We start from the raw sequence: 13,423 nt of genomic DNA on the forward strand, positions 1-13,423 counted from the left end.
ATCAGGCTTGCTCTAAGGCACGCGGCACAATACCAATCAGCTCATTGATGTTTTCCAACAGAGCTTCTTCCTGGAACGGCTTACCCATGTATTTGTTCACGCCCAGCTCCATGGCGCGCTCGCGGTGTTTATCACCAGTACGAGAAGTAATCATGATGATCGGCAGGTCTTGCAAACGACGACTGCCGCGAACGTTTTTGGCCACTTCAAAACCGTCCATTCGTGGCATTTCGATATCCAGCAACATGATGGCCGGAATCTCGTCCTGAAGAAGCTTCATGGCTTCCATGCCGTCTTTCGCCGCAACAACGTGATAACCCTGACGCTCAAGGAAGCGTCCAGTAACCTTGCGTACGGTTACGGAATCATCCACCACCATAACGGTAATTTCATCGTTTTCGCTGCTCGGCATTGCCACTTCTTCTGGCAGATAGTGCGGCTGGTAACTCATTGCTTCCTGGCGACGAATCAGAGCCACTGGATCGATAATCACAACAACGCTACCATCACCCATCACGGTTGCACCAGACAGGCCCTGCACACTGGCAAACTGCGGCCCCAAACTTTTTACCACGATCTCGCGGCTGCCCATCAGGGAATCCACCTGAATCGCCACCACGTGTTCTGTGGTTCTAACGAGTACAACCGGCAGCGGAAGAATTTGATCTTCCAGTTTTGGCTGCGCACCGGTACCCAGCATCTCACCCAGATAACGAACCTTGTAGTTTTCGTCGGCGTATTCAAAACGCGCCTGGGGATCCTGATAGTAATGCTCGAGTTCAAACGGGCTCACACGCACAATACCTTCAATGGTATTCAACGGCAGCGCATAAGAATCGTCACCAATCTGTACCATCAAAGCGCGGTTCACCGATACCGTAAACGGCAGGCGAATCAGGAACTCGGTACCCTGGCCCTGCTGGGAGTTGATGGTTACCGCACCACCCAGCTGCTTGATTTCACTGCTAACCACGTCGAGGCCTACACCGCGACCGGAAATCTGGGTCACCGATTCGGCAGTTGAGAAGCCGGCCTGCACAACAAACTGCATAATGTCACGATCGCTCAATTGAGCATCCGCCGACATCATGCCGCGCTCGATCGCTTTGGCTTTAACTTTTTCCAGATCAATACCACGACCGTCATCCGCCAAACGCAAGAGAACGTCACCACCCTCTCGGCTCAGGCTCAAAGTAATGCGGCCCATAGCAGATTTGTTTTCCGCGGCTCGTTCTTCGGCAGATTCAATACCGTGATCCACCGCGTTACGCAGCATATGCTCGAGAGGTGTCACCATGCGCTCCAATACCGAGCGATCCATTTCACCTTCGATGTTTTCCATTTGCAGGTTAACCTGCTTGCCCAGTTCGCTGGATACCTGACGGACGATTCGACGCAGACGAGGCACCATACGCGAGAACGGAACCATTCGGGAACGCATCAAACCTTCCTGCAAATCGGTATTAATACGCGACTGTTGCAGCAGAAGCTGTTCGGCATCACGAGCTTTATCGGACAGGGTATCTTTCAAATCCAACAAGTCAGAAGCCGACTCGGTCAGTGAGCGAGATAATTGCTGCAACTGGGAATAACGGTCCATTTCCAGCGGGTCAAAATCTTCGTGCTGCTGCAACTGCTCCTGACGGAATAGAATCTGCGCTTCGGTTTCAATATCCAAACGGCGAAGCTGTTCCTGCAAACGCGCAATGGTTGAATTCATTTCATCCAGGGATTGTCCCCAATCCGAAACCTGCTGCTCCATTCGACCACGAGAGATCGAGGTCTCACCCGCAAGGTTAACCAAGCTTTCCAGCAGATCCGCAGGCATCTTGATGACTTCTTGCGGGGCACTGCGCTGCACTTGCAAGGGATTTTGCTCACCCTGAACCGGCGCTTTGCTCTGCACCTGAACCTGTTCGGTTTCAACGATAGCGACTTCTGTAGGTTCGCTCTCTTCAGCCGGCTCTTCTACAGGACTTGGCTCTGGAATGTCATCGCCCGTCGCTTTGATTCGGCGAATCAAACGATCTTGGTATTCATGCACCTTCTCAAAGAACTGTGGCTCTTTGCTGGCCTGTTCGGAATTGTTGATCAGATAGGTTTCAAAATCGTGAGCCAGGTCGCCCAAGCCGGACAAGCCAGCCAGACGCGCACCACCTTTCAAGGTGTGCAGAACACGCTTCAATTCATCAGCGTGCTGTGTGCTGTTCGGAGCACTCTCCCATTCGTGAACCGCTTCTTCAATCTCTTCGATCTGCTCTTCAGCTTCTTCGTAGAAGATTTCCAGAATTTCAGGATCGACTTCTTCGTCGAGTTCTTCGTCAAACGGTTCTTCCACATCCTTTTGAACATCGGATGTCGCGGCAGCGGCAAGCAAGCCACTGATATAGCCGCTGGCTTCCGAATCAGCACCGAAGTTTTCAACCGCAGGCGTTTCGACTTCTGGCTCTGGCTCAGAGAGTGTTATTTCTTCTTCAGAATCGGACGCATCAATCTCAGCATCGTTTTCAGCTTCCAGCTCCAGTTCGACAAGGTCAGATTCATCCGCTGCATCTCCCTGGGCTTCGGCTTCGGCTTCGGCTTCGGCTTCGGCTTCGGCTTCGGCTTCGGCTTCGGCTTCGGCTTCGGCTTCGGCTTCGGCTTCGGCTTCGGCTTCGGCAGAAGTAGATTCTGCATCTACCTGCTCAGCAAGTTGTTTCGCATCGGCGGCTAACAAATCGGCCAGTTCTTCACGAGGCAGTGGCAGCTCCTGAGTTGCAGCGACTGCATCCAGCATATCCAGAATGCTCTCATGCCCTTCTTCCAGATGCATCAGAACATCGTGGTCGAGTGTTTCGACATTTTCAGGAACTTCTTTGTAGACCGCCAGCAACTGCTCACTGATTGAAGCAACCTGTGGCAAACGTGCCTGTTCTGCGGCTTCATGCAAGGCATGCAACTCTTTGGTAATTTGAGCAACATCAGCGGCCGGACCGCCTGAGCGCCAGCTGACCAGCAAGCGATCGGCATCAAGCAACAAATCCATACCGCCGGCCATAAACGCCGTCAGTTTGCTTGGATCAGCAGAGCCCAACGGGGAATCCTGCTCCTGATGAATCAGATGACCAACATTTAATTCATACTGCTCGGCTACACGCGCCAGGAACAATGTCTTTTCAGGAATTTCAATATCCTGGCGGGCCTTAATTTGTTCCAGCGCCTTTTGAATGTATTCGCGGGCATCAATAAATAACTGCAGGCTGTCCTGATTGAGGATTACCTGGTAGTTACGCATTTCCTTGGCCAGACCTTCCAGCGGCGTCGCAATTTCTGCCACTTCGGTAACGCCGGCCATATGGGCACTGCCTTTCAAGGTATGCAAGGCCCTTTGCATTGGATCGCTCGGTGCTTCGTACAATGGAGCGGCATTCAACATGCGCTCATTAAAGCGGCCGACTTCGTACAAATGCCCCTCGGCTTCGGAAACGAAAATATCCCAAAGCTGATATTCTTCTTCACGCTCTTCGTCTTCCGAGCTGGCTTCAGCATTTTGTTCATCGCCACTCTGGCTGCTGACATCCAGCTCGGCCAGCGGGGCAACACTCGCGGAAGATTGTTCGTCCGTCTGCTCTGCGACTTCGTCACTTTGAGCTTTGCCATCCAACTCTGCGACGTTTCCGCCATCAGCCAAAACCGCGGCCCAGTCTTGCAGCTGTTGTAACTCTTCCTGATTGTCCACCGGTACATCATCGGCAAAGGCAGTTACCAGTGCAGGAAGGTGCTCGCGTACGCGATTGATTAAACCAACCTGTTGTTCGCTCGGATCAATGGCGCCATCGATTACTCGGTTGAGCATGTTTTCTACGGACCAGGCCAACTCACCAATACTGAACGCCTTAACCAAACGGCCACTGCCTTTCAGAGTATGGAAGGCTCGGCGGAATTCACCCAGGGATTCATTGTCGGAGAAGTCCATGGCCCAGCGCGGGAAGTAATCATCAATGGACTCGATAACTTCGCTGGCTTCTTCAATAAAGATCTCGCGAATCTCGCTATCGACTTCATCGTCATCGCCTGAATCATCAATCGCGGCAACAGGACTTGTGCCAGACGATGAAGAGTTTTCTGCAACATCGGCGGTGGAAAGTTCGATCTCCAAACCTTCCTGCTCGTCATTGCTTGCGTCGATATGTTCAACACTTCCATCAGCCGCGATCTCGGTGACACTCGCCAGGGCCAAACCATCTGAATCGGCGGATTCGGGCTCTTCTTCGGCCGGGTCAATGTACTGAATATCAACGACGGCATAACCAAGGTTTGCCAAACTTTCTTCAGCAACGTCGAGCAATTGATCTTCGCTGTTGTCCACGCCGGCGCGCAGTTTTTCGAGATAGTATTCCACGCTGGAAATGGCATCGGCCAAGGTATCCAGCTCAACCCACTGGGGAGCACCAGCATCACCGATCAGCAATTTATCGTCGATGTAACGTGCCGAGGTGTACAAAATATTCGCAGCACGCTGCAAAGGAATAATCGCCAGACCACCGGCAATTTCTTTCAATAAGCCCGGAGCACTTTGCAAATGCGCGACATCCCATTGGGATGCAATGTACTCAACAATGGATTGTTTAACTGTTTCAAGTCGGGAATAGGATTCCTGAACCACCGCCTGTTGCGCGTCATCGATTCGCAGCGCTGCCAGGGTTTTATTGTCTACGGTTTCCTGCAAACGACCGGAACTCGCAATCGCTTCCAGTTGATGTTCAACATTCAGAATCCGCTCAGCAAACTGCATCAACTCCTGGCTGTGCAATTCACCGTCGCGCAACTTCAGACGCAGAGATTCTTCAATTTGATTGACTTGTTTGGGCAGTTCATTGACGCCCATAACCATCATGGTGTCTGCTACGCGCTGGAAAACAGGCAAAATATCTTCAAGTGGCTGAGCATCGCCACCATCTTCATTAAAGCGTTCCAGCGTTTGCTTAATTTCATCCAGCTCTTCTTTCAGAGCTTTGGTAACCGAACGAATGGTATCCAGCTGCGGCTCGGAAACGCCGCTGATGGCGGATTGTTCATCACCACCAAAAGCTTCATCCAGAGCATAGCGTTCGCGCACCGCGCGAATGGCATCGGAAGAAGCGGTGCTGCAGGCCACATAAAACAATAAGGTGCGCAACAATTCCGGGCTGGGTGCCGAATTCAAAGCCGGCACACCCTGCTGGGAAATTAATTTGATGTCGCGATGCAGGTGACGCATCAACGCACGCACAGCCAAACCATTAGACAGATCTTCATTGCTGAGGCTATCTAACCAGGCTTTCGCTATGTCCCACTGCTGAAGACGGGGACTGGCCTGACTGATGGCCTTTAACCGCAAAAAGATTTTATTCAGATAGTCGCGATTGTCCTGCACATTCATGCCACGCAACACACTGGCCGCAGCAAACTGAAACATCTGCTGCAATTTTTTGGCCACCGCTAAAAAGTGTTCCTGATTTTCCAGCAGCTTGGGCGCGACACCGAAGCGCAATTGCAAAGGAGATAAATCAGGTTTAAAGCCAACCGAATCGATAATCAGAGAATCGCCACGCGCGGAACGCAGCTCATTAACCAGAGGGAAAACCGCCGAAGAGTGGAACCCCTGACCCTGCTGAATTTGTTGCAGAAATAGAGGTAATTGCACAATCGCTCGCATAAGCGTATTGGCGACGGTACTGTCAGCGGCCACAGCGCCATTGAGCATTTCCTGGGTCAACAGCTCCATTTCCTGGGCCAACATGGTTGGACCTTCGAGCTCGACCATTTGCAAGCTGCCGTAAACCTGATGCAGGTGTGTCAGGCAAAAACGTAATTGGGTAATGTCCTGGACATCGCCCATATAGGCTTCTAGAGCTTGGCGAGATTGATTTAATGACTCGGAAATTTCTCCAAGCACCCAATCCAGTGCTGTTAAGTCTCTTTTTTCTTCCATAGCAGGAAGTTTCCCCAATTATTCTACGTTGCGCTGATAAACCTGAACGGCACCGATATCCACCGCCTGCATGCGTGGATTATGCCATTTGGTTACCTCGCCCAAGCCCAACACCAAAAACCCACCCGGTTTCAGTCGCTCGGCAATGTAATCTAATATTCTCAGGCGCTGGGGTTTACGGAAATAGACCAACATATTCTGCGTAAACACCAGATCCATTTTGACCATTGGCATGTTGTCGATATCAACAATATTTGCCTGGCTAAAACAAATATTCTTTGCCAACGCCGCTTTAACTTTATAGCGCCCGTCGTTTAATTTTTCAAAATAGTGCTGCTTTTGTGCATCGGGCACGGCAGCCATCCTTGATGCTGTGTAAACTCCGTTACGCGCCTGGGCTATGGCTTTGTGACTGATATCCGTCGCCACAACACTGTAAAAGCCCGAACCGTAGAGGCTTTTTCCAGCCAGCTGATCTTCAAGATCCATCGCCAGGGAATAAGGTTCTTCTCCACTCGCGCAGCCTACACTCCACACATCAAAACAGTCGGCTGTCTGTTTGTCCTGCGCTTCTCTTTGCTCCAGAAAACGGGCAAAGGCCATACTTACAAAATCATAAGAAGCCCGGTGTCGAAAAAAGCTGGTTTCACTAACCACCAACTTTTCGATTAATAAGGCCTGCTCCAGCCTGCCACCCAAACCACTACTCACAAATTCGTAATAGTCTGAGTAGTCTCTATACCCAATGGCCTGCATGCGCTGGTTTATTTGCACCTGCAGGAGACTGCGCAGCTGTTGACCAACTGCGATGCCCGCTCTTTTTTCCAGTAGTTTTCGCCAGCGGTTGAACTCTAAATCCGTTAAGCCCGTTGAAACTTGTAAAGACCAGGACATCTACATTTTTTACTTCTAATTATTCGCTCTATCAGCAAGCGTCAACAGGCCCTTATTGGTTACCCGCCACCTCTAAAACTTCTTCATCGCTGTCGTAAGAGGCATCCAGTCCATCGACGTCATCCAGATTGATTTCAACGTCTTGATCATCACCGCCATCGAAGACCACATCATCTTCATTGGCAGAAGCCATGCGCATACCTTCCGGTAAGGTGAAGCCTGCAACCGAATCCTGAAGATCGGTCGCCATATCGGCCAGGTTACCAATCGACTGTGCCGTAGCACTGGTACCGGATGAGGTTTGCGAGGTAATTTCCTGAATCACGTTCATCGTGTTGGAAATGTGGCCGGCTGATGAAGCCTGCTGACGTGCAGCGTTCGAAATGCTCTGAATCAATTCAGCCAAGCTGGACGATACGCCCTCAATTTCTTCCAGTGCAACACCCGCATCCTGTGCCAGGCGAGCACCCTTCACCACCTCGGTGGTGGTTTGTTCCATCGACATTACCGCTTCGTTGGTATCGTTCTGAATCGCTTTTACCAGGCCTTCAATCTGCTTGGTTGCCGCCGCAGAACGTTCCGCAAGTCGCTGTACCTCGTCCGCAACCACCGCAAAGCCTCGACCGGCGTCACCCGCCATCGATGCCTGAATTGCGGCGTTCAATGCAAGAATGTTCGTTTGGTCAGCAATGTCGTTAATCAAGCTTACGATATCACCAATCTCCTGGGACGATTCACCCAGTCGTTTAATACGCTTCGAGGTATCCTGAATCTGCTCACGAATGGTATCCATGCCCGTGATGGTGTTCTGTACCACTTTCGCACCGTTGTTTGCGATCGTTACCGATCGCTCCGCAACGCCCGCTGATTCGGCGGCGTTTACGGATACTTGGTCAATTGTCACGGCCATTTCATTAACCGCCGCGGATGCACCGGCAATTTCCTGGGCCTGGTGCTCGGAAGCTTCGGCAAGATGCAGTGCAGTCTGCTGGGTGCCCTGTGCCGCCGACGATACACTGGTCGAGGTTTCGTTAATTCGGGATACCAGAATACGAAGTTGGTCAATCGCGTAGTTAACCGAGTCCGCAATGGCCCCGGTGAAGTCTTCCGTTACCGTTGCCGAAGTGGTCAAGTCACCGTCAGCGAGGTCGGCCAGTTCGTCAAGGAGTCGCAGAATCGCCTGCTGGTTACGTTCGTTCGCCGCCGCAGATTCTTCCAGACGCTTACGAGAACTGCTCAGAAGCTGGGCACCAATGACGATCAACAGAACAACGCCGATCAACGCGATAATGGCGATGGTGGTGTTGTTTGGCTGACGTTGTTCGGAAGAACTGGAAATACCGTCGGTCAAATCACTCAGGGTTTCCAGCAGTACAGGAGAGTCATCCAGCAGTGCGTCAGCCGCCTGACGCGCTTTAAACAGCGATGGAGACGCTTCAAAAATTTCTTTTACCGAGGAACTTACAAAGTCGAACAGTTCTTTAATTTCTACCAGTGAGTCGATCGCGTCGGTATCGGTTACCTTGGAGATGCTCATCGCCACATCACCATCGCTCATACCGGTCAATACCTTACCGAACAAGTTCGCATCGAGGTTAAACTGGTCCGCAGATTCCATAGCATCGGAACCACCGCGAAGCATCTTGTCCACGTTTCGACCGATACGTTCCGCACGCCAGGATTGCATCTGGGCTACCGCCACCTGATCCGCCGGTGCATTACTTTCCAAAAGGATTTCTACAATGTTGTTGTGCTCAGCCTGCAGTTCAGGCAGCGATTGGTTCAGAGTGTTCGCAACATCGTTCAGAAAGATAATCGTATCTTTGTTGTTAATAATGGTGCGCGAGTTCGATTTTACGCGTTGCCATACACTGTCAAACGCAGCGTACTCAGCGGCCATCATAGTGCGGTTGCTGTCGTCCTGGGAGCGCAGTTCCTGCCATTTGCCATCCATCTCGGCAACCACCTTCGACAGTTCGGAGAAGGCTTTCTCGTCACCGGAGGTCGATTCCCGGGACAGTGCCGTCAATCGATAAGAAGAGGCTCGCAGCTCGGCCGTTAACTGGAGCTGCGCCTGGTCTTTACCAGCATCGCGCTGAAGTAAATAGAAGCTGACCGCCATGGCGATCAACGACGCTACCAAAGCCGCAATCAACGCCGCCATAAACGGGTTGCTGCGTATGGTTAAGGCAAAACTCTTAGAATCATTTTTCATGCTAGGCGCTCCTGACCTACGAGCATTATTGTTTAAATTTCCCAAAGACTCGCCGCATGACACGGCATCGGCATTAACTCAAAGCTGCGTTGGAAAATCTTGGGTCTTCAATTAATTTAGCGGTACTGAACACTTGCCAACTGTTATCAGGTAATTGATAACAACCCGCCAGACAGTCCTGTACAGCCTCCAATTCGCTATTGGCCTGTTCTTGAAACGTTTCAAGAGGGAAATGCTGCATTCCGAATACATGATCCACAACCAGGCCCGCGTAAATATTTTCCCTTTCGAGAATCAACACTCGGTGTTGTCTTTTCGAAACGCTGAGCTTGCCGCCAAAAAAAGCGGCCATATCGAACAGAGGTAACAGTCGACCACGCACATTCGCCACACCCGTTACCCAGGGCTGAACACCGGGCAAGCGGGTGGACGCGGGAATCTCAAGCATTTCAGAGACTTCGCCAACGGGGGCAATAAAGTGTTCGCCGAAGAGGGAGAAGCCAATGCCGCTCCACTGCAACTGAGCTTCAGCGTCGAGGTCTTTACCGGCGCCGCCGGGCTTGGCTGTCAGAGACAGCTCAGCCAATACATCAAAAGCGGTAGCTGTTGCGCTCATAGTGTTACCTGCTGTTTCAGCTCCTGCGCTATCAAGACATCACATCGCTGATAGTTTGCAGCAGTGTTTTTTCTTCAATCGGCTTTGTTAAATAGGCTTTGGCGCCCTGGCGCATCCCCCAGACCTTATCGGTCTGCTGGTCTTTCGTGGTCACGATAATGACCGGGATATTTGCCGTTTCAGGTGATTTGGTTAATTGTCGAGTTGCCTGAAAGCCATTCAGGCCCGGCATGACAATATCCATCAACACCACATCCGGGCGCTCTGCTTTGGCTTTGTCCATGCCTGATTCGCCAGTGTCTGCTGTGATCACTGCATGTCCGTTCTTACTTAACATACCCGAGAGTTTGTGGGTCTCTGTCGGTGAATCATCGATAATAAGTACGGTTGCCATATTCCCCCCAATGCTGGCTTATAGTTTTTGTTTAGAGATTAGGCACTGGTCAGGCGCACTTGGGATTCGATAGCGCCGATCAGTTCACTCTTGCTGAAAGGTTTGGTCAGGTATTCATCCGAACCAACAATCCGCCCTTTGGCTTTATCGAACAGGCCGTCTTTACTGGACAACATGATCACCGGGGTAGATTTAAATTGACTATTATTTTTAATTAATGCGCAGGTTTGATAGCCATCCAAACGCGGCATCATGATATCAACGAAGATAATGTCTGGTCTGTTGTCGGCAATCTTCGCCAGCGCATCAAATCCATCTGTCGCCGTTACTACGGCGCAACCTACTTTCTTAAGCAGGGTTTCAGCCGTACGACGAATCGTTTTACTGTCGTCGATGACCATCACCGTAAGGCTTTCGAAATCTACATCCATCGGATCGTAACCTTTGAGTAGTAGCTATAATAATTATCCGCTTCTGCGGGGCTGTTTTTATTGGCTGACGTTACGTCGTATAGCCGGGTTCCCCCTGGCTTGCGGCTATATCTGTCCGGCCAACGGGCTGGCTGGAAATTCTCCAGCTCAACAATTGCTACAGCCAAGCAGCCAGTTTTTAACACAGTTCCTAGCTTTTATCCATAACCTGTTGAAATAGATAAGCAAAGGCTCACAGAGTTAAGGGATATGTCGCGCCAGGGAGACATAAAAGCAAACCAATTTCTCCACCAGGCGGTGCTTGAGCAAAGAATACACAGTACCGACAGGCGTAGATTTACCCGCCACTGTACAGCATTCCCTTGACAGTACTTTGACACAAAACAGCATTTGCCTAATGCCACGCAAGTTCTTATGCTTGCCCTCCACATTTCTCGAAGAGGCTTGATCATGCAGGTAAAACTTGGCGTCGTAATGGACCCAATATCCGCCATCACATATAAAAAAGATACCACTTTAGCATTATTATTGGCTGCCGCTGATCGGGGATGGGAACTTTTTTATATGGAACAGGCCGATTTATACCTGGACCAGGGCCGCGCAATGGCCAATATGAAGCCCCTGAAGGTATTCGCCAATCCGGAAAAGTGGTTCGAATTGGGCGACGCACAGCAACAGCCTCTGGCCGAGCTGAACGCCGTATTGATGCGTAAGGACCCGCCCTTTGATTCAGAATTCATTTACTCAAGCTACATTCTGGAAGCGGCCGAGCGAGAAGGCTGCCTGATCGTTAACAAGCCCCAAAGTCTGCGCGACTGCAACGAAAAGGTCTTTGCTACCCAGTTTCCCGAATGCTGCCCACCGGTACTGGTCAGCCGCAGTGATCAACAACTGCGCGACTTTCATCAGCAGCATGGCGACGTCATTTTCAAACCTCTGGACGGCATGGGTGGCGCGGGCATCTTCCGCTGCAAGCAAGACGACCCTAATGTCGGTGTCATCCTGGAAACACTGACCCGCTTTGGCCAGGAAACCATCATGGCCCAGAAGTTTATCCCCGACATCAGCAATGGCGACAAGCGCATTCTAGTGGTGGATGGCGAAGCCGTGCCCTACTGCCTGGCCCGCATTCCTGCCGAAGGTGAGACCCGCGGTAATCTGGCCGCCGGCGGTCGCGGTGTAGCCCAGGAGCTGAGCGAAAGGGATCGCTGGATTGCCGCTCAGGTTGCTCCCACCTTAAAAGAAAAAGGCCTCTTGTTTGTGGGCCTTGATGTGATCGGTGATTATCTAACCGAAATTAATGTCACCAGCCCAACTTGTGTCCGCGAAATTGATGCCGCCTACGGCACAAATATTGGCCAACAGCTGATGGACGCAATCGCTAAACGATTGAATTAATTCCGAAAACACCAAGCACAGCGTTTGCTTGCGAGCCAGCGCTGTTATAATCGCCCGATGTCTATAGCCGCCTCCACACCCAGCAGCAATGATCGCCTGTACTTTACCGCCTTTGTCGCGGTGGCCGTGCATGCCTTGATCATTCTTGGGCTCACATTCGATATTGATATGGAGCCCAAGCCCGCGGCCTCTTTGAATATCACACTGGCGACGCACAAAGATCAAAACGCTCCGGAAAAAGCCGACTTTCTGGCCCAGAATAATCAACAGGCCAGCGGCACTGTTGAGGACTTGAGAGAACTCACGGTCGACAAGCAGGCACCCATTGCCGACACCCAGATTCGCGAAATTACGCCACCCACTGAACGGCTGCGCAGCGAACAGGAAGCCCTGCAGCAAAAAGTCATTGCAAGCAACGGCAAAAGCCGAAAAATTAATCTGGCCCAGGATAAGCAACAGCGCAAGCAAGCCAGCGACGGCAAATCCAATGTGGAACTGCAACACAGCGCCGAAATTGCCAGCCTGCACGCCAAGCTCGCGAGACAACGCCAAGCCTATGCCAAACGCCCGCGCATCCGTCGCATTACCTCTGTCGCGACAAGAGCGTCTATCGATGCGGAATACCTGAGCAAATGGGCCAGTAAAATTGAATTTGTCGGCAACCGCAATTACCCGGATGAAGCGCTACGTCGCGGCATCACTGGCACCTTGCGCGCCGCCGTAACCCTGCTGCCCAACGGCAATGTCGACAAGGTCGAGATCCTGCATTCTTCCGGCCAAAAACTGCTCGACCGCGCCGCATTGCAAATTGTCTACCTGGCCTCACCGTTTGCCCCATTTCCTAATGAAATTCGCAAGACAACTGATAAACTGGAGATCATTCGAACCTGGCATTTTGAAATTTCCGGTTTGAGCACCAGTCGCTAATCGCGGGGGCCACCATGTCCACACCCAAGCAAACCATGAACCTCGCCAATCAATTTTTGATTGCCATGCCCGGCCTGAACGACCCAAGCTTTGAACGCAGTTTGATCTATATTTGTCATCACGATGATGAGGGCGCCATGGGCCTGATTATCAATCAGGAAACCGAAGCTCAACTCGACGAGCTATTGGAGCAACTGGACATCAATGCCGAACAGGAACTGCCACAAAAAGTTTTGCATGGCGGCCCCGTTCGACAGGAGCAAGGGTTTATTTTGCACAGCACTGACAATGGTCCATACCCGAAATCTGACATCATTTGTGAAGAGGTTGCGCTGTCAGGGTCGCTGGAAGTGCTCGAACATATCGCCACCGGTGCGGGGCCCGAAAAATTCCTGGTCAGCCTCGGCTATGCCGGCTGGGCACCTGACCAATTGGAAGATGAAATTCAGAGCAATAGCTGGCTAACCGCCCCGGCTACTGTGGAAATTCTGTTCCAGGTTCCCAGCCATCTTAAATGGCAAAAAGCAGTTGCCTCTTTGGGTTTTGATCCAAACACGCTGCAATCCACTGCAGGTCACGCCTGAGTCTTTTAATC

9 protein-coding genes are annotated in these 13,423 nt (G+C 51.4%); 3 read left to right on the top strand and 6 right to left on the bottom strand.

Translation table 11 applies throughout. The features are described from left to right. Position 1: 1 nt before the first annotated feature. The 6 genes from G8768_RS00825 to pilG all read right to left on the bottom strand — a co-directional run bounded on the left by G8768_RS00825 (position 2) and on the right by pilG (position 10,503). On the bottom strand, positions 2-5,953 hold the full coding sequence (locus tag G8768_RS00825; protein WP_167202719.1) for a hybrid sensor histidine kinase/response regulator: 5,952 nt from the start codon (positions 5,951-5,953) through the stop codon (positions 2-4). A gap of 18 nt (positions 5,954-5,971) precedes the next feature. After that, positions 5,972-6,847, bottom strand: a complete 876-nt coding sequence (locus G8768_RS00830; protein ID WP_166852828.1) for a CheR family methyltransferase — start codon at positions 6,845-6,847, stop codon at positions 5,972-5,974. A 52-nt stretch (positions 6,848-6,899) separates the two neighbouring features. Beyond that, positions 6,900-9,062, bottom strand: coding sequence for a methyl-accepting chemotaxis protein (locus tag G8768_RS00835; RefSeq protein WP_166852827.1), 2,163 nt, complete (start codon positions 9,060-9,062; stop codon positions 6,900-6,902). A 73-nt stretch (positions 9,063-9,135) separates the two neighbouring features. After that, positions 9,136-9,678, bottom strand: coding sequence for a chemotaxis protein CheW (locus G8768_RS00840; protein ID WP_166852826.1), 543 nt, complete (start codon positions 9,676-9,678; stop codon positions 9,136-9,138). 31 nt (positions 9,679-9,709) lie between these two features. Further along, on the bottom strand, positions 9,710-10,072 hold the full coding sequence (pilH, locus tag G8768_RS00845; RefSeq protein ID WP_166852825.1) for a twitching motility response regulator PilH: 363 nt from the start codon (positions 10,070-10,072) through the stop codon (positions 9,710-9,712). Positions 10,073-10,110: 38 nt separating this feature from the next. After that, positions 10,111-10,503, bottom strand: coding sequence for a twitching motility response regulator PilG (gene pilG / locus G8768_RS00850; RefSeq protein WP_166852824.1), 393 nt, complete (start codon positions 10,501-10,503; stop codon positions 10,111-10,113). 450 nt (positions 10,504-10,953) lie between these two features. Here pilG and gshB point away from each other — a divergent pair, with 450 nt between their 5' ends. Genes gshB through G8768_RS00865 form a run of 3 tightly spaced genes read left to right on the top strand, consistent with a single transcriptional unit; the run spans position 10,954 to position 13,412 of the window. Next, entirely contained in the window at positions 10,954-11,901 is a 948-nt protein-coding gene (gene gshB / locus G8768_RS00855) for a glutathione synthase (RefSeq protein ID WP_166852823.1), read from the top strand. Between the two features lie 57 nt (positions 11,902-11,958). Further along, positions 11,959-12,828 carry an energy transducer TonB gene (locus tag G8768_RS00860; RefSeq protein ID WP_166852822.1) on the top strand — a complete coding sequence of 290 codons (870 nt, stop codon included), beginning with the start codon at positions 11,959-11,961 and terminating at the stop codon, positions 12,826-12,828. 14 nt (positions 12,829-12,842) lie between these two features. Continuing rightward, positions 12,843-13,412: a YqgE/AlgH family protein gene (locus tag G8768_RS00865; RefSeq protein WP_166852820.1), complete on the top strand. Its 570-nt coding sequence runs from the start codon at positions 12,843-12,845 to the stop codon at positions 13,410-13,412. The last annotated feature ends 11 nt before the right edge of the window (positions 13,413-13,423 follow it).

This window comes from Pseudoteredinibacter isoporae, from assembly GCF_011602085.1.
Taxonomy (GTDB): domain Bacteria; phylum Pseudomonadota; class Gammaproteobacteria; order Pseudomonadales; family Cellvibrionaceae; genus Pseudoteredinibacter; species Pseudoteredinibacter isoporae.